We start from the raw sequence: 15680 nt of genomic DNA, 5'->3' as shown, positions 1-15680 counted from the left end.
AGTCCATCACAGGAATGTAAATGCAAAATGTCAGAAGCCGTTCATATTTGTCATATTGCGATTTTTCTTCACGGAGCGTGATATGCCGCAACCGGGACGTCACTTTTTTGCCAGTGCGCGTGGACGATTACTGTTCTTTAATCTGCTGGTGGTGGCGGTCACGCTGATGGTCAGCGGTGTGGCGGTGCTGGGATTTCAGCATGCCAGCCAGATCCAGGAGCAGGTGCAGCAGCAAACCGTTGACGACATGACCGGCAGCATGAATCTGGCGCGTGATACGGCGAACGTGGCGACAGCGGCGGTGCGGTTGTCGCAGGTAGTCGGGGCGCTGGAATACAAAGGGGAAGCGGAGCGGCTGCAGGAGACGCAGCGGGCGCTGAAGCAGTCGCTGGAACAACTGGCTACCGCACCGCTGGCGCAGCAGGAGCCGGTGCTGGTCGAGCGAATTATCCAGCGCAGCCAGGAGCTACAAAGCAGCGTAGAAGGGATGTTGCAGCGCGGTCAGCGGCGGCACCTGGAACGTAACGCGTTGCTCAGTTCGCTGTATCAGAATCAAAGCTATTTACGTCATCTGCAAAAGCTGACCGGCGCGCAGGACGATGTGCTGCTGGGACAAATAGACCGCTTAATTGTTGCCGCCATCGACACGCCCACGCCGCGTTCGGTGATCAAACAACTGGACGAGGTGATGCCCGCGCTGCCTCTGCAAACCAGCAACCTCCTGATTAGCAACATCCTCAACGATTTCAACCAGGAGTTGCATAAGCTGGAGCCGCTTTCGTCGGCACTGGAACAAAGCGATCTGGCGATCAGCTGGTATATGTTCCACATCAAAGCGTTGGTGGCGATCCTCAACAGTGATATCAACCAGTATGTCTCGCAGGTGGCGATTATCTCCGAACAGCGGGTGGCGCAAAGTCATCGGGAACTGCAATCCGGCGCGTTGTTTATTTTGGCGTTTGCGCTGCTGGCGGTGGTGATCACCGGTTTTGCCGGGTGGTATATCTACCGCAATCTCGGTTCCAACCTGACAGCCATTTCGCGGGCGATGACCCGGCTGGCGCATGGGGAATCAGACGTCAGCGTCCCGGCCCTGCAACGGCGCGATGAGCTGGGCGAGCTGGCGCGTGCCTTTAGCGTCTTTGCTCGCAATACGGCGTCGCTCGAACACACCACCCGGCTGCTGAAAGAAAAAACCACGCAGATGGAAATCGACCGCACCGAGCGTCAGGGGCTGGAGGAAGCGCTGCTGCACAGTCAGAAACTGAAGGCGGTAGGACAGCTGACGGGCGGATTAGCGCATGATTTTAATAACCTGCTGGCGGTGATTATCGGCAGTCTGGATCTGGTGGATCCGGATTCTCCCGACGCGCCACGGGTCAATCGGGCGCTTAAAGCGGCTGAACGTGGTGCGCTGTTGACCCAGCGGCTGCTGGCTTTTTCGCGCAAACAGTCTTTGCATCCGCACGCGGTAGAGCTGAAAACGCTGCTGGAGAATCTGGGAGAGTTGATGCGTCATTCGCTACCCGCCACGCTGACGCTGGAAATTGAAGCCCAGTCTCCGGCCTGGCCCGCGTGGATTGACGTCAGCCAACTGGAAAACGCCATTATCAATCTGGTGATGAACGCCCGTGACGCCATGGACGGGCAGACGGGCACGATTAAAATCCGCACCTGGAATCAACGGGTTACGCGCAGCGATGGGCGTAAGCAGGACATGGTGATGCTGGAGGTAGCCGACCAGGGAAGTGGGATGTCGCAGGAAGTGAAAGCGCAGGTCTTCGAGCCCTTTTTCACCACCAAACAGACCGGCAGCGGCAGTGGGCTGGGGCTGTCGATGGTTTACGGTTTTGTGCGCCAGTCCGGTGGCCGGGTGGAGATTGAAAGCGCGCCGGGGCAGGGAACCACGGTCCGGTTACAGCTTCCCCGCGCCGTTGTGCCGGTACAGATTCAGGCAGAACCGATAGCGGAACATGCGGCGAACAGTGGTGAAAAGCTGGTACTGGTGCTCGAAGATGAGGCCGACGTGCGCCAGACGCTGTGTGAGCAGTTGCATCTGCTGGGCTATCTGACGCTGGAGGCCGCCAACGGCGAACAGGCGCTGCATATGCTGGCGGCTTCCTCCGAGATTGATATTTTTATCAGCGACTTAATGCTGCCTGGAGGGTTAAGTGGGGTGGATGTCGTCAACCATGCGCTGAAGCACTACCCCCAGCTCACCATTCTGCTGATTAGCGGTCAGGATTTACGTCCGGCGCATAACCCGGCGCTGCCGGATGTGGCGCTATTGCGTAAACCGTTTACCCGAGGAGAACTGGCGCAGGCGCTGCGACTCGCACGTAATTGAGATTCCTCCGCTACCCGCGCAAATACGCTTTGATTACCGTGGGGTGTGTTTCTTGATGAGGCGGGTTTGATGCAACGCTCCCTGACATTCTTTCTTTTCAGTCTGCTAATGGTGACCACCGTTTCGGCGCAGGCCGATATTATCGATGAAGCCATCGGCAATATTCAGCAGGCGATTAACGACGCATACAAACCCGATAACGGGCGGGATTACGACGACGCCCGCGACAATGGCTGGGAACGCCAGATGAGTGACGATCGGCGCAGGCAGTATGATGACAGGCGACGCCAGTTTGAAGATCGACGTCGCCAACTGGATGACCGTCAGCGCCAGCTTGATCAAGAACGGCGTCAGTTAGAAGACGAAGAACGCAGAATGGAAGAAGATTACGATCGTTAACTGTAACTATCTAAATGTAAGAATATTTTATCCTCTGTAAGGGATTTAGCTGTCAGCTCAACATCTCGCCATTTTATGTCAATGCATGCACTTGAGCACAGTGCATGTATGCATTATAATCTCTCTATGCTTATGGAAAAGGAGCCGGCAATGGAATGTCTAAATCATTAAATATCAGGAGCTTTCGGGATACATGGCTTGAAGATTTTTTTGAGCGGGCGACATCGCACAGAAAAATACCAGCGGATATTCATACTGCATTAGCCAGAAAGCTGGATATCATTAATGCGGCTGTTTCGCATCGGGATTTGCGCTCGCCACCCGGTAACAGATATGAAGAGTTAACCGGAAAATTACAGGAATATTCTTCAATCAGAGTAAACAAGCAGTACCGATTAATATTTAAATGGGTTAACGGTAAGGCCGAAGATGTGTACTTAGATCCACACATCTACTAGAACTAGAGAAAATCTAAGGTAACGATATGAAACAGGCAACCAGAAAACCAACGACTGTGGGTGATATCCTGCAATATGAATACCTGGAGCCGCTCGAACTGAAAATTAACGATCTGGCTGAAATACTGCATGTTCATCGCAATACGGTGAGCGCACTGGTCAACAATAATCGCAAATTAACAACGGATATGGCGTTTCGTTTGGCCAAAGCGTTCGATACCTCCGTTGATTTCTGGCGTAACTTACAGGCGGCGGTTGACCTGTGGGAAGTTGAAAATGACATGCGGGCGCAAGAAGAACTGAACCGCATTGTTTCGGTTAAAGATTTTATCGCTCAGCGAAATAGCGAGTCTAAAAAAGTCGCCTGACTGTCGTCTTGTCGGCCGGATAAGATGTTTTCATCGCATCCGGCAAATTTCCTTACTCCAGCATAATCTCCATTCCGTCATATCCTGCCTCAAACCCTGCGGGAAGCTGGTTTTCCATCATCCACAGGTCGAACTGATGGCTGATATGGGTCAGGATCACCCGTGGACAGCGGATAACGTCGTTCAACGCGATAACGGTATTTAAATCACTGTGATTGCGCGGTGGCTCGCTACGCGGGGCGTGGCTGCAGTCGATGATAATCACCTGCGGTTGGTTATTGTGCAGAAACTTCAGCGTCTTGTCGGGCAGTCCGGCGGTATCAGAGAGCCACGCCACGCGGCTGTGCGCGGTCTCCAGCAGATAGCCAAACGTCAGCTTAGAGTGGTTGAGCGGTAAAGGGGTCACCTGCAATCCCTGTAAATCGAACACCACAAACGGCGCGACGGTCTGGCTAAAATCAAGAATGCCGGGATGCTTAAACAGATCGTCGCAGCCCTGTTCATCCGGTGGGCCGTACACCGGGATCGTTTTTCCCACCCCCCAGCGCAGCGGAAACAGTCCCTGTACATGATCCATATGGTAATGAGTGAGCAGGAACTGCTGGAAACTGCCTGCCGGCCAGTCGTCCATCAGATGGGGGATCCCCGCGTCCAGCAGCGTCACCGCGTCGTTGAATTTGACCACCCCGCTACAAGGGCGTCGACGATATTGCGCCTGTAAGCGCGCCCGTTGGCAGGCCGCGCAGTCACAGCCAAATGCCGGCACCAGCTGTGCGCCGCCCGTTCCCGTCAGCGTAATGGTCAGACTCATGGCTCCCCCTACAACGGTTTGGTGAAGCGAAAATGGCTCATGGTATAGCCTTCGCGCTGGTAAAAACGGTGCGCGTCAAGACGCTGCGTGCTGGTGGAAAGCTCGGTCATTTCCGCCCCCGCTTCGCGCGCAGTGGCTTCGGCCCAGGCCAGCAGCTGGCTGCCAACGCTTAGCCCTCGTGCCTGTGGCATCACTACCAGTTCCTGAATCTCACCAATCCAGTTAGCGTGGTGCAGATGAAACTGCAAATGCAGGCCGATCAATCCGATGACCTGTCCCTCGAGCAGCGCCAGCTGGTAGTGCATATTCGGATCCTGCAGATTGGCGGCGTAGCCAGCGCTAAAAGCCTGCAGGTCGAATTGACCCTGCTTCAACTCGCAGATGAGCGCGTAAACCGCATCGGTATCGTAGAGCGTGGCGCGGCGTAATTCACAGACAGACATGTTTCTTCTCCTTGCGTCCCATCAGTGCGAGCAGTGTATCGACAGACTGTAGCAAACTACCATCGTTATTCAGGACGTGGCAGTCATACGGGGCGTAGCGGGCTGCGCGTTCAAGACGGGCGGCGATTTCCGTTTCGCTCTCCCGCCCACGCGCCTGCAGGCGCTGGCGGAGAATTGCCGGAGAAACCTGTAAGCAAATGGGAAGCAAAGAAGCGCCATAACGGGCCTGTGCCTGGGGCAGATGCGCACGCGAGCCGTTGACCACCACATCAAAACCAGCGTGCAGCCAGAGGTCTATCTCCACGCCGACGCCGTAGTAGAAGCCGTTGGCATGCCAGCTCAGCGCCAGCAGGTTCTGCCCGGCGCGGGTAAAAAACTCTGGTTCACTTAGCGCAATATGATTTTCATTCCCGGCGTTGGCGGCGCGGGTGATGTAACGATGCGCCACCAGCAGTTGCGCCGGTTCCTGCTGGCGCAATTCTGCCAGCAGACTGTCCTTACCGGAGCCGGATGGTCCCATCAGCCAGATCAGTTTACCCATAGTCAGAATACCCTTTTGCCCTGACGCCAGACGTGGTCGATATGGATGTTGCCGCCTTTGCGGTGTGCCAGCACCAGATCCGCGCGTTTCCCTTCGGCAATAACGCCGCGATCGTCGAGATTTAAGGCCCGCGCTGGGTTGCGGGTCACCAGACGAATAGCCTGCGGCAGCGTAAAGCGGTTAGCGTCGTCATCCGCTACGCGAAATGCCGCATCGAGCAGGCTGGCGGGGTAGTAGTCGGAGGAGAGAATATCCAGCAGCCCCAGCTCAGCCAGCCTATGTGCAGCCACGTTGCCGGAGTGAGAACCGCCGCGCACGATGTTAGGTGCGCCCATCAGCACGTTCATTCCATGCTGGCGTGAGGCTTCGGCGGCTTCGAAAGTTGTGGGAAATTCGGCGATCACGCTGCCAAGTTGATGCGATTCAAGGACATGATCGTGGGTGGCGTCATCGTGGCTCGCCAGTGCAATCTGCCGTTCACGGCACATCTGGGCAATGGCCGAGCGGTTGGGCTGTGACCAGCGTGCCGCCAGGGTGAGTTGTTCTTCTTCATAGCGGGCCATTTGTTCGTCGGTCAGTGAATACTTGCCCTGATAGTACTCGCGGTACTTCTCACGATTGGCGAACTGACGCTGGCCTGGCGAGTGATCCATCAGCGACACCAGCGTCACCGGTTCGCGGCCGACCAGCTTTTCAAACAGCGGCAGGGTGGTGTGATGCGGCAGTTCGCAGCGTAGATGCAGACGGTGCTCGGCGCGATTGACCCCGCGCTTTTGCGTCTCTTCTACCGCATTTATCATTTTCTCCAGGTTTTCCAGGCGGTCGCCGCCGTCGCGCACATCGCCAATCGCCACCGCGTCCAGCACGGTGGTAATACCGCTGGCGACCATCAGCGCGTCGTGGCTACTCATCGCCGAGTGGGCAGGCCAGTCTACCTTCGGGCGCGGGGTGAAAAACTTGTCGAGATTGTCGGTATGCAGCTCGATAAGCCCTGGCAGCAGCCAGCCGCCTTCGCCGTCCAGCGCCTCTGGTAAACGGCTCTGACTCTCAGTAAAGGCACGGATAATCCCGCCCTCGATTTCCAGCGATCCTTGCACCACGTCATCTTCCAGTACCAGCTTTACATTATTGATAATCATGCTGTTGTTCCCATCAGATGCAGACGATCCGCTACGCGGTCGCGCACGGTTTGATCGTGAAAAATACCGACAATTGCCGCGCCGCGGGCTTTTGCTTCTTCAATCAATGCGACGACGGCGGCGCTATTTTTGGCGTCCAGCGAGGCGGTGGGTTCATCGAGCAGCAAAATTGGGTAATCGACGATAAACCCGCGGGCGATGTTGACGCGCTGTTGTTCGCCACCGGAAAAGGTCGACGGTGCCAGGTGCCACAGTCGTTCTGGTACGTTCAGGCGGGTAAGAAGATTGGCCGCTTTGGCGGCGCACGCCTCACGGGGGACGCCCAGATCCAGCAGCGGTTGCATCACCACATCCAGCGCGGAAACCCTTGGGATCACGCGCAGAAACTGGCTTACCCAACCGATGGTTGAACGGCGAACTTCCAGCACTTTGCGCGCCGGAGCCTGCACCAGATCCACCCATTCATCGCTGTGACGAATGTGGATGTGTCCTTCATCCGGCAGGTAGTTGGCGTACAGCGAGCGCAGCAGCGTCGATTTACCGCTGCCGGAATGGCCGTGCAGCACCACGCATTCGCCGTTTTTCACTTCCAGCGTGGCGTTTTGCAGCACCGGCAGACGCACGCCGTTTTGCTGATGCAGGACAAAGGTTTTACTGACATTTTCAACGCGGATCATTTGAGCCTCTTAGTTCTGCAAAACGGACGACACCAGCAACTGGGTGTACGGATGGTGCGGGTCGTCGAGCACGCGGTCGGTTAACCCACTTTCCACCACCTGACCCTGCTTCATCACCAGCAAACGGTCTGCCAGCAGACGCGCCACACCCAAATCGTGGGTGACAATCACCACCGCCAGATCCAGTTCCACCACCAGGCCGCGCAGCAGGTCCAGCAGCTTGGCTTGTACGGAAACGTCCAGCCCGCCGGTGGGTTCGTCCATAAACACCAGTTTGGGATGGGTGACGAGGTTGCGGGCGATCTGCAGGCGCTGCTGCATGCCGCCGGAAAAGGTGGTTGGCAGGTCGTCAATACGCGAGGCGGGGATCTCCACCTCCTCCAGCCAGCGCTGTGCGGTGGCGCGGATCTCGCCGTAATGACGCGCGCCGGTGGCCATCAGGCGTTCGCCGATATTGCCGCCGGCGGAGACCTGACGGCGCAGGCCATCCAGCGGATGCTGATGCACCACGCCCCATTCGGTGCGCAGCAGACGGCGACGGTCGGCCTCGTTCATGCCGTACAGCGAACGGTTCTGATATAAGATCTCACCGCTCTGCGGCGTCAGCCGTGAAGAGATCGATTTCAGCAGCGTGGTTTTGCCAGAACCGGACTCGCCGACGATACCCAGCACTTCGCCAGGCCACAGGTCAAAAGAGACATCGCTGAAGCCTTTGCCCGGCGCGTAGAGATGGGTCAGGTTATTGACTGAAAGCAGCGGTTGCGTCATTGGCTGAGGGCCTCGCTCTGTTGGCGGCAGTAGTCGGTGTCGGAGCAGACAAACATGCGTTTGCCGGTGTCATCGAGCACCACTTCATCAAGATAGCTGTGGGTTGAGCCGCAGATGGCACAAGGCTCATCCCAGCTCTGCACGGTAAACGGGTGATCGTCGAAATCGAGACTTTCCACGCGGGTGTAAGGTGGCACGGCATAGATGCGCTTTTCGCGGCCTGCGCCAAACAGTTGCAGGGCCGGCATCATGTCCATCTTCGGGTTGTCGAATTTCGGGATTGGCGACGGGTCCATGACGTAGCGGTCGTTGACCTTTACCGGGTAGGCGTAAGTGGTGGCGATATGACCGAAGCGGGCGATATCTTCATACAGTTTCACCTGCATGATGCCGTACTCTTCCAGCGCGTGCATGGTGCGGGTTTCCGTTTCGCGCGGTTCGATAAAGCGCAGCGGCTCGGGGATCGGCACCTGGAAGATGATTATCTGATCTTCTGTTAGCGGCGTTTCCGGAATGCGGTGGCGGGTCTGAATTAGCGTGGCGTCTTCCGTACGTTCGGTGGTGTTAACGCCAGTTACGCGCTTGAAAAAGTTGCGAATCGACACGGCGTTAGTGGTGTCGTCCGCGCCCTGGTCAATCACTTTCAGCACGTCCGACTCGCCAATCACGCTGGCGGTAAGTTGAATGCCGCCGGTTCCCCATCCGTATGGCATCGGCATTTCACGGCCGCCAAACGGTACCTGGTAACCGGGGATCGCTACCGCTTTCAGAATTGCGCGGCGGATCATGCGTTTGGTCTGCTCATCAAGATAGGCAAAGTTGTAGCCGGAGAGGTTAGTGGTCACAGGTGGCCTCCTGTTGCAGGCGTTTGAGCAGTTCCAGTTCGGCCTGGAAATCGACGTAATGGGGAAGTTTGAGGTGCGAAACAAAACCCGCCGCCTCGACGTTATCCGCATGCGCCAGCACGAACTCTTCGTCCTGCGCCGGTCCTGTGACCGTTTCATCGTATTCGGCTGCCTGTAGGGCGCGGTCCACCAGCGCCATCGCCATCGCTTTACGTTCGCTCATACCGAACACCAGCCCGTAGCCGCGGGTAAAATGGGGGGATTCATTTTCTGGCGCGACAAAACCGTTGACCATTTCACATTCCGTCATCAGCAGTTCGCCGACGTTCACCGCAAATCCCAGCTCTTCCGGTACGGTTTCCAGTGCCACATAGCCGCTACGGATTTCGGCGGCAAACGGGTGGTTGCGCCCGTAGCCGCGCTGGGTGGAGTAGGCCAGCGCCAGCAAATATCCCTCGTCACCGCGCATCAGCTGTTGCAGACGTGAAGCGCGTGAGCAGGGGTAAACCGGCGGCGTGCGGGTGATGTCGTCGGGTGTCGCGCCATCATCCTCTTCACGTTTTGCCAGGCCCTGGTTCGCCAGCAGGGAAAAGACGTGCGGGGAGGCATCTTGTTCGCTCTCAGCGGTGCGCAGCGGCGGCGCTTCACCGTTCGCCAGCAGGGTAAAATCCAGCAGACGATGGGTATAGTCATAGGTTGGACCCAACAGCTGCCCGCCGGGAATATCCTTGTAGACCGCGGAGATTCTGCGCTCAAGGCGCATTTCTGCGCTGTTAACCGGTTCGCTGACAGCGACCTTTGCCAGCGTAGTGCGGTAGGCGCGGAGCAAAAAGATGGCCTCGACGTTATCGCCGCTGGCCTGTTTGAGCGCCAGCGCAGCCAGTTCGCGGTCGGCGATGCCGCCTTCGGTCATCACCCGATCAACGGCCAGGTTCATCTGCTGTTCGATTTGCGCCACGCTCAGTTCAGCAATGGTCTCATCGCCCCGGCGTCGGTTTTCCTGCAGGGCGTGGGCGTTGGCTATCGCCTTTTCGCCCCCTTTGACGGCGACGTACATCAGCACACCTCCACATGGGTGGTTCGCGGAATAGCCAGCAGGCGTTCGCCACAGGTGAGGATCAGATCGACCCCCAGTGGGAACGGATGCGGGCGTTCGGTGAGTTCGTGAATCAGGCATTCCGGCAGCTGTGGCGCGATCATGCGCTCTTCGGCGATGCCCGCGCCGGTCAGACGCAGCATGCGTCCGCCGCTTAAGCCAGAGACCTGCACAATCAACGTGGCGCTGGTTTCTGGCGCGACGGCGGAACCGGCGGAGAGGGCGTTAAGCTGTTCGCTGCTGATACGTTCGTCGGCGACGGCAAAGGCCGCCAGCTGTGGCTGATCCACCAGCGGCGCGTTGGTGTGAAAACGCAGGTTCTGCCGGGCGATATCGTTATCCATCGACGGTGCCAGCCAGACCGGCGTGTCGCCATCGACCAGGGTCAGCAGCACGCTGGTGGTCGCCAGACCCAGCGGCTGCCAGCCGTGTTTCAGTTGATGCAGGGCGACGATGACGCCCGGTTCGCTCATGGCTTTCAGCAGGCGACGAAAGCTCTGCTGAGCATCCTGAACGGGTAAATTAAATGCGGTCTGTAAGGTCATGCGTTATCTCCGCGTACCAGCGTGAAGAAGTCGACCCGGCTGGCGTTGACTTCGGCACTGCGGGCGCTAATCAGCGCCTCGCGTTCCGCTTCCAGCGGGGCAATTAAGGTTTCCATGAGGTTCTGGAAATGCGTTTGTTCCTGCAGCAATGCGTCAATGACCGCACACTGCTCGGCGTGTTGTTTATTGCGACCCAGCAGGTAGCTGTAGCCCAGCGTCCCGCTTTTCAGGCGAATAACCGCGCGGGTGAGCGTGGTGTCGCCAGCAAAGAAGCGATTACCGGTGCCGCCCATACGGGCCTGGATCTGCATCAGTCCGCTTTCCGGGGCGCGGATAAGCTCATAGTCCGGCGTTAGTTTGAGCGCCTTGATACGCGCATTCAGGGCATCGGCATTGCTGTAAGCCAGCGCGCGCATCCAACGCTGGCGAGTGGCGGTATCGAAATGCATTCAGTGCTCCATGGTGAATTCGATCATGTCGGCGCGGGTCAGGCTGACGGAATATTCCGCCGCCTGTTCTTCGCCTTCACGGTGGTTCAGAGTGCGCACGCACAGCAGCGGCGCCATATTGGGGATTTCCAGCACCTTGCTCTCTTTGGCCTGCGCACGGCGGGCACTGATGCGCGTTTGCGTGCGCAGCAGCGTCAGACCGGATTGTTCGCGCAGGTAGTCGTGTAGTGAGCCGCTGTTGAAGCCTTGCAGCAGCGGCCACAGCGAGAGGTCGGAAAAATAGTGGTCGATCTGGCACAGTGCGATCCCGTTAACCCGGCGCAGGGTGCGCAGGTGAATCACGTTATCGCCCTCGTTTATGCTGAGCGCATCGGCAATGTGGCTGGAGGCCGGACGCAGCACCGCCAGCAGTTTTTCGCTGGTGGGGTGGCTGCCCTGGTCCAGCAGGTTCTGACTAAAGCGTGCCTGGGCATTCAGCGGGTAATCGAACGGGCGCATCAGCACCAGCACGCCGACTCCCTGGCGACGCTGAACCCAACCGCGTTCAACCAACTGGTCAATGGCGCGGCGCAGGGTGTGGCGGTTTACCTCGAAGCGCGCGGCAAGCTGATGCTCGGCGGGCAGATAGTCACCGCAGCGATAATGTTGACGAAGCTCCTGCTCAAGTCTCGCGGCAATTTCCTGATAACGCGTTGGATAACTGGTCGGATGTGTAGACAAGTGCATAGCAATCAATGCCTCGCTAATCAGATAAAGTGCTTACGCAAACGCTGGGAAAGGAAATCCAGCAGGCTGACGGTGACGATGATTAACACCATCAGGGCGCAGGTTTGCTGGAACTGAAAGCCGCGAATCGCCTCCCATAAGGTCACGCCGATACCACCGGCGCCCACCATGCCGACTACCGTGGCCGAGCGAACATTGGATTCAAAGCGATACAGCGAGTAGGAGATAAGCAGCGGCATGACCTGTGGCAGAACGCCGTACAGAATCTCTTCAATTTTGTTGGCTCCGGTGGCGCGAATGCCTTCTACCGGACCGGGCTCAATGGCTTCTACCGCTTCGGAAAGCAGCTTGGAGAGCACCCCGGTGGTATGGATAAACAGCGCCATTACCCCGGCGAATGGCCCTAACCCGACGGCGACCACGAACAGCATGGCGAAGACCATTTCGTTGATGGCGCGACAGGCATCCATCAGGCGACGCATCGGCTGGTAAATCCACCACGGCACCAGGTTATCGGCGCACATCAGACCGAAGGGAATCGACAACACCACGGCGAGGGCGGTACCCCAGACGGCGATTTGCAGCGTGACGGCCATTTCACCGAGATAGTCCTGCCACTGACTGAAGTCAGGTGGAAAGAAGTCGGCAGCGAAGGTTGCCATATTGCCGGAATCCTGGATCAGCGTGAGCGGGGCCATTTCGGCGCCTTTCCACGAGACCACCAGCACGGCGAGAAGAATGGCCCAGCTCAGCAGCGAGAACCAGCTACGCTTGGGCGGGGCAACGGTGATGGTTTGCATGTTTGGCTCCGTGCATCGGTTATTGCCGGATGGCGGCGCAGGCGCCTTATCCGGCCTACAAAACATCGTAGGCCCGGTAAGCGAAGCGCCACCGGGCATCAGGGTTATTGCACCGCTTTGGTGACGCTGGTCATGGCACCCAGGGCGGCGGTCAGGCGGTCGAGATCATCAAGCTGTGCTTTCAGCGCCGAGGTTTTGCTGGTTTTCTCTTCCTCGTTCAGCCCTTTGTTGTCCTTCACGCCCTGCATCTCTTTAAACAGCGCCAGTTGGCGAATCGGCACCAGTTGCAGATCGCTGGAGGCACGGAACGGCGCCCAACCCAGGCGTTCCAGGACGGTTTTCTGCTCCGGCGTTTTGCCGTAGTTCATGAAGAAGTCGTACACCTTGTCCTTGGTGGCTTCAGAGAGGTTCTTACGCCAGACGATCGGATCGCCTGGGATCAGCGGTGACTTCCAGATAACCTTCAGCTCTTTCAGCTTGTCCGGTGCGGACGTTTTCAGCTTGTCGAGGTTTTCTGTGTTGTTGGTAGCCACATCCACCTGTTTGTTGGCGACGGCCAGGGCGTTAGTTTCGTGCCCGGCGTTAACGGTGCGTTTGAAGTCGCTGGCGGAGATGTTGTTTTTGGCGAAGACGTAATAACCGGGGACGAGGAAACCTGACGTAGAGTTGGGATCGCCGTTGCCGAAGGTCAGATCCTTACGTTTGGCGATCAGATCGTTCAGGTTGTTGATCGGGCTGTCTTTGTTAACGATCAACACGCTCCAGTAACCCGGGGATCCGTCGGCGGCTACGGTCTGGGCAAACACTTGTCCGTTAGCGCGATCCACCGCTTCCATTGCTGAGAGGTTGCCGTACCAGGCGATATCCACTTTGTTAAAGCGCATGCCCTGGATGATCCCGGCGTAGTCCGGAGCGAAGAAGGCGTTTACTTTCACGCCCAGCGATTTTTCCATGTCCTTCAGGAACGGTTCCCACTGTGGCTTCAGGTTTTGCTGTGATTCGGTCGAAATAATGCCAAAGTTCAGCGCTTTTTCTTGCTCCTCGGCATGGGCCGGGCTTAACAAGGTACTGACGCTAAACATGCTGGTGAAAGCCAGCGCGGCAACTGTCTTATAGCTCATGTCGTTTCCTTAATTAGTCATTGTTCCAGGCTATTTCACTTGCCAGCCTGAATCCGGGCAGTGCTCAAAATCCTTACGTACTGCGTGTACGCTCCGGTTTTTCCGCGCTGGCCGTCTCCAGCCTGGCTGCGCCAATAACGCCTGGTTTTTAAGAACTATGCAGCCTGCGCGTTCTGTTCGACGCGGTTCATGCTGCGGTAGAGATGGTCAAAACGGTCGTTGTCAAAATGCTGGCTGCTGCCATCAAAGAAGACGTTGCCCTGGCGCAGCGCGACAATGCGTTCGCAGTAGCGCAGGGCGTAATCCACCTGATGCAGCGTGACGACCACGGTGATGCCGTCGGTCTGGTTGATGTCGCGCAGGGTGTCCATCACGATGCGCGCGGATTCCGGATCCAGCGAGGCAATCGGCTCGTCGGCAAGGATGACTTTGGCCTGCTGCATCAGCGCGCGGGCGATTGCGACACGCTGCTGTTGTCCGCCCGAAAGCGTGGAAACACGTTGATATGCAAAGTGCGCCATGCCGACGCGGGTCAGCGCCTGTAACGCGCGTTGTTTCTGCTCAGCGGTAAACCAGCTAAAACAGGTGCGCCAGAACGGCGTGCTGCCGAGCGCGCCAATCAGGACGTTCTCCAGCACCGTCAGGCGGTTCACCAGATTGAACTGCTGGAAGATGTAGCCGGTGTGGGCGCGGCTTTTGCGGATATCGCGCGCCAGGCGGCCTTCATGTTGAACGGTGCGACCCAGCAGTTCGATGTGGCTACCAGGCGATTTATCACCGACGATCAAACCGCTTAAATGACGTAAAAGGGTGGATTTGCCGGAGCCGGACGGCCCAAGCAGAGCCACCATCTCACCGGCACAGATATTCAGATCAACCGCATTAAGCGCCTGATGTTGATTGAAGGATTTGGAGAGTTTCTCGACGCGAATAACCGTTTGCATGATGCGGCCTCCCTAAAAAAGTGGCCCCATCGTGGCGGATCAATGTGACGTTTTCGTTAAAGGAAGGTTACTTGGCGATGAAGAGTTGAGCGATATTTGATGACAGTACGGGAGGGCTGGCCTCCCGTTGGATTACTCTGTAGGGGGTTGCTGTTGTTTGACGACGTTGATCATCCACGGCACGCCATACTGGTCGCTCACTTTACCGAAACCGTGGGCCCAGAAGGTTTCCTGCCAGTCCATTTCGATTTTTCCGTTTGCTGCCAGGTTATCAAACCAGCGTTTACCTTCGTCGACGTTTTGTGTGTCGAGCACCAGCGTAAAGCCAGAGTAGTGCGCGTTTCCGTCGGGGGCGCTATCGCTCATCATGATATCGCTGCCCGCAACGCGCAGGTTGGCGTGGGCAATAGCGGTATCGGGGAATTTCATGCCAGAAGGGCAACCTTCTTCACTGTCCTGCGCCGATTTGGGCATTTCACCGAAGTTGATTTTGTAGAGCAGCTCAGCGCCTAACGTTTTTTGGTAGAAGGCGATAGCGTCAGCGCAGTTGCCTGCAAAGGAGATATAGGGACTTAACGGCATAATCTTTACCTCAGAGTAAGAGAAGCCAGTTAAGTGTAGTTATCGTCTGTATAAATAAACCAGGCGGGAAGTATGGGCTTCCCGCCTGGCAGATGAGCTGGTGTAGACCTGATGAGCGTAGCGCCGTCAGGCAATTTGCATCAGTTCTTTTTCACAAACTCAGATTTCAGCTTCATTGGGCCAAAGCCATCGATTTTGCAATCGATGTTGTGGTCGCCTTCAACCAGGCGGATATTCTTCACTTTGGTACCGATCTTCAGCATGGAAGAGCTACCTTTTACCTTCAGATCTTTTACTACGGTAACGCTGTCGCCATCGGCGAGCAGGTTGCCATTAGCATCTTTAACGATCAGTTCGTCGCTGTCCTGAGCGGGTTCAGCGTCGTTCCATTCGTGAGCGCATTCCGGGCAGATGAACATGCCGTTATCTTCGTAAGTGTATTCGGAGTTGCATTGTGGGCAGTGTGGTAATGACATGTGGATTTCCTCAAAAGTCAGCAGGGGCAAAAGCGCCCAAAATTGGCAGATTGCCGAAAAAGGCCGCAATTATACATAAAATCCCTGCTTTTGTCGGGGCTACAGGCCAATTATGCCCAACTATCTGTTGTGGCGTCAGGTTGCT

The 15680-nt window shown here is 57.0% G+C and carries 20 protein-coding genes; 4 read left to right on the top strand and 16 right to left on the bottom strand.

All coding sequences use genetic code 11. The features are described from left to right. The first annotated feature begins 82 nt into the window (after nt 1-82). From HV041_RS18375 to HV041_RS18360, 4 genes are all read left to right on the top strand, one after another. On the top strand, nt 83-2347 hold the full coding sequence (locus HV041_RS18375; protein ID WP_121585346.1) for a hybrid sensor histidine kinase/response regulator: 2265 nt from the start codon (nt 83-85) through the stop codon (nt 2345-2347). Nucleotides 2348-2416: 69 nt separating this feature from the next. Further along, nucleotides 2417-2746, top strand: coding sequence for a DDRRRQL repeat protein YjdP (gene yjdP, locus HV041_RS18370; protein ID WP_048213892.1), 330 nt, complete (start codon nt 2417-2419; stop codon nt 2744-2746). 155 nt (nt 2747-2901) lie between these two features. Beyond that, nucleotides 2902-3204: a type II toxin-antitoxin system RelE/ParE family toxin gene (locus tag HV041_RS18365; RefSeq protein ID WP_046671374.1), complete on the top strand. Its 303-nt coding sequence runs from the start codon at nt 2902-2904 to the stop codon at nt 3202-3204. A 26-nt stretch (nt 3205-3230) separates the two neighbouring features. Continuing rightward, nucleotides 3231-3572, top strand: coding sequence for a HigA family addiction module antitoxin (locus HV041_RS18360; RefSeq protein ID WP_048213890.1), 342 nt, complete (start codon nt 3231-3233; stop codon nt 3570-3572). Nucleotides 3573-3624: 52 nt separating this feature from the next. Here the strand turns inward: HV041_RS18360 and phnP are convergent, their stop codons facing one another. From phnP to HV041_RS18280, 16 genes are all read right to left on the bottom strand, one after another. Next, entirely contained in the window at nt 3625-4383 is a 759-nt protein-coding gene (phnP, locus tag HV041_RS18355) for a phosphonate metabolism protein PhnP (RefSeq protein WP_121585347.1), read from the bottom strand. An 8-nt stretch (nt 4384-4391) separates the two neighbouring features. Next, nucleotides 4392-4826 carry an aminoalkylphosphonate N-acetyltransferase gene (gene phnO, locus HV041_RS18350; protein ID WP_048213888.1) on the bottom strand — a complete coding sequence of 145 codons (435 nt, stop codon included), beginning with the start codon at nt 4824-4826 and terminating at the stop codon, nt 4392-4394. Beyond that, the gene (phnN, locus tag HV041_RS18345) at nt 4813-5367 is read right to left on the bottom strand and encodes a ribose 1,5-bisphosphokinase (protein WP_003841102.1); all 555 of its coding nucleotides are present in this window, start codon (nt 5365-5367) and stop codon (nt 4813-4815) included. Before phnN ends, phnO begins: the two co-directional genes overlap by 14 nt. A gap of 2 nt (nt 5368-5369) precedes the next feature. Continuing rightward, entirely contained in the window at nt 5370-6506 is a 1137-nt protein-coding gene (gene phnM / locus HV041_RS18340) for an alpha-D-ribose 1-methylphosphonate 5-triphosphate diphosphatase (RefSeq protein WP_121585348.1), read from the bottom strand. Next, nucleotides 6503-7183: a phosphonate C-P lyase system protein PhnL gene (gene phnL, locus HV041_RS18335; RefSeq protein WP_121585349.1), complete on the bottom strand. Its 681-nt coding sequence runs from the start codon at nt 7181-7183 to the stop codon at nt 6503-6505. The genes phnM and phnL overlap by 4 nt, the downstream gene beginning before the upstream one ends. Before the next feature lie 9 nt (nt 7184-7192). Next, nucleotides 7193-7951 (bottom strand): phosphonate C-P lyase system protein PhnK, encoded by a 759-nt coding sequence (gene phnK, locus HV041_RS18330; RefSeq protein WP_048213884.1) that lies wholly within the window; start codon nt 7949-7951, stop codon nt 7193-7195. After that, nucleotides 7948-8739 carry an alpha-D-ribose 1-methylphosphonate 5-phosphate C-P-lyase PhnJ gene (phnJ, locus tag HV041_RS18325; protein ID WP_237558121.1) on the bottom strand — a complete coding sequence of 264 codons (792 nt, stop codon included), beginning with the start codon at nt 8737-8739 and terminating at the stop codon, nt 7948-7950. The genes phnK and phnJ overlap by 4 nt, the downstream gene beginning before the upstream one ends. A 46-nt stretch (nt 8740-8785) precedes the next feature. Continuing rightward, on the bottom strand, nt 8786-9853 hold the full coding sequence (locus HV041_RS18320) for a carbon-phosphorus lyase complex subunit PhnI (RefSeq protein WP_003031821.1): 1068 nt from the start codon (nt 9851-9853) through the stop codon (nt 8786-8788). Then, nucleotides 9853-10437, bottom strand: a complete 585-nt coding sequence (gene phnH, locus HV041_RS18315) for a phosphonate C-P lyase system protein PhnH (RefSeq protein ID WP_003031824.1) — start codon at nt 10435-10437, stop codon at nt 9853-9855. The genes HV041_RS18320 and phnH overlap by 1 nt, the downstream gene beginning before the upstream one ends. Beyond that, entirely contained in the window at nt 10434-10886 is a 453-nt protein-coding gene (gene phnG / locus HV041_RS18310) for a phosphonate C-P lyase system protein PhnG (RefSeq protein ID WP_121585351.1), read from the bottom strand. Before phnG ends, phnH begins: the two co-directional genes overlap by 4 nt. After that, entirely contained in the window at nt 10887-11612 is a 726-nt protein-coding gene (gene phnF / locus HV041_RS18305) for a phosphonate metabolism transcriptional regulator PhnF (RefSeq protein WP_101742861.1), read from the bottom strand. It lies immediately after the preceding gene. Nucleotides 11613-11632: 20 nt separating this feature from the next. After that, nucleotides 11633-12412 carry a phosphonate ABC transporter, permease protein PhnE gene (gene phnE / locus HV041_RS18300; protein ID WP_016155398.1) on the bottom strand — a complete coding sequence of 260 codons (780 nt, stop codon included), beginning with the start codon at nt 12410-12412 and terminating at the stop codon, nt 11633-11635. A 104-nt stretch (nt 12413-12516) separates the two neighbouring features. Next, complete coding sequence (gene phnD / locus HV041_RS18295) at nt 12517-13533, bottom strand: phosphonate ABC transporter substrate-binding protein (protein WP_048213878.1); 1017 nt, start codon at nt 13531-13533, stop codon at nt 12517-12519. 155 nt (nt 13534-13688) lie between these two features. After that, the gene (gene phnC, locus HV041_RS18290) at nt 13689-14477 is read right to left on the bottom strand and encodes a phosphonate ABC transporter ATP-binding protein (protein ID WP_048213877.1); all 789 of its coding nucleotides are present in this window, start codon (nt 14475-14477) and stop codon (nt 13689-13691) included. 132 nt (nt 14478-14609) lie between these two features. Continuing rightward, nucleotides 14610-15059, bottom strand: a complete 450-nt coding sequence (yjdN, locus tag HV041_RS18285; protein WP_048213876.1) for a VOC family metalloprotein YjdN — start codon at nt 15057-15059, stop codon at nt 14610-14612. Nucleotides 15060-15199: 140 nt separating this feature from the next. Further along, the gene (locus tag HV041_RS18280) at nt 15200-15535 is read right to left on the bottom strand and encodes a zinc ribbon domain-containing protein YjdM (RefSeq protein ID WP_003031835.1); all 336 of its coding nucleotides are present in this window, start codon (nt 15533-15535) and stop codon (nt 15200-15202) included. Nucleotides 15536-15680 lie beyond the last annotated feature (145 nt).

The organism is Citrobacter sp. RHBSTW-00029 (assembly GCF_014104295.1).
In the GTDB taxonomy this organism is placed as follows: Bacteria; Pseudomonadota; Gammaproteobacteria; order Enterobacterales; family Enterobacteriaceae; genus Citrobacter; species Citrobacter youngae.
Note: the sequence above shows the minus strand (reverse complement) of the source record. Positions and strands in the feature narration are given on the sequence as shown.

Bases quoted from the DNA above. Each gene is read 5' to 3' on its own strand.
- HV041_RS18375 (WP_121585346.1), top strand. From the start codon at position 83: ATGCCGCAACCGGGACGTCACTTTTTTGCCAGTGCGCGTGGACGATTA.
- yjdP (WP_048213892.1), top strand. From the start codon at position 2,417: ATGCAACGCTCCCTGACATTCTTTCTTTTCAGTCTGCTAATGGTGACC.
- HV041_RS18365 (WP_046671374.1), top strand. From the start codon at position 2,902: ATGTCTAAATCATTAAATATCAGGAGCTTTCGGGATACATGGCTTGAA.
- HV041_RS18360 (WP_048213890.1), top strand. From the start codon at position 3,231: ATGAAACAGGCAACCAGAAAACCAACGACTGTGGGTGATATCCTGCAA.
- phnP (WP_121585347.1), bottom strand. From the start codon at position 4,383: ATGAGTCTGACCATTACGCTGACGGGAACGGGCGGCGCACAGCTGGTG.
- phnO (WP_048213888.1), bottom strand. From the start codon at position 4,826: ATGTCTGTCTGTGAATTACGCCGCGCCACGCTCTACGATACCGATGCG.
- phnN (WP_003841102.1), bottom strand. From the start codon at position 5,367: ATGGGTAAACTGATCTGGCTGATGGGACCATCCGGCTCCGGTAAGGAC.
- phnM (WP_121585348.1), bottom strand. From the start codon at position 6,506: ATGATTATCAATAATGTAAAGCTGGTACTGGAAGATGACGTGGTGCAA.
- phnL (WP_121585349.1), bottom strand. From the start codon at position 7,183: ATGATCCGCGTTGAAAATGTCAGTAAAACCTTTGTCCTGCATCAGCAA.
- phnK (WP_048213884.1), bottom strand. From the start codon at position 7,951: ATGACGCAACCGCTGCTTTCAGTCAATAACCTGACCCATCTCTACGCG.
- phnJ (WP_237558121.1), bottom strand. From the start codon at position 8,739: ATGATCCGCCGCGCAATTCTGAAAGCGGTAGCGATCCCCGGTTACCAG.
- HV041_RS18320 (WP_003031821.1), bottom strand. From the start codon at position 9,853: ATGTACGTCGCCGTCAAAGGGGGCGAAAAGGCGATAGCCAACGCCCAC.
- phnH (WP_003031824.1), bottom strand. From the start codon at position 10,437: ATGACCTTACAGACCGCATTTAATTTACCCGTTCAGGATGCTCAGCAG.
- phnG (WP_121585351.1), bottom strand. From the start codon at position 10,886: ATGCATTTCGATACCGCCACTCGCCAGCGTTGGATGCGCGCGCTGGCT.
- phnF (WP_101742861.1), bottom strand. From the start codon at position 11,612: ATGCACTTGTCTACACATCCGACCAGTTATCCAACGCGTTATCAGGAA.
- phnE (WP_016155398.1), bottom strand. From the start codon at position 12,412: ATGCAAACCATCACCGTTGCCCCGCCCAAGCGTAGCTGGTTCTCGCTG.
- phnD (WP_048213878.1), bottom strand. From the start codon at position 13,533: ATGAGCTATAAGACAGTTGCCGCGCTGGCTTTCACCAGCATGTTTAGC.
- phnC (WP_048213877.1), bottom strand. From the start codon at position 14,477: ATGCAAACGGTTATTCGCGTCGAGAAACTCTCCAAATCCTTCAATCAA.
- yjdN (WP_048213876.1), bottom strand. From the start codon at position 15,059: ATGCCGTTAAGTCCCTATATCTCCTTTGCAGGCAACTGCGCTGACGCT.
- HV041_RS18280 (WP_003031835.1), bottom strand. From the start codon at position 15,535: ATGTCATTACCACACTGCCCACAATGCAACTCCGAATACACTTACGAA.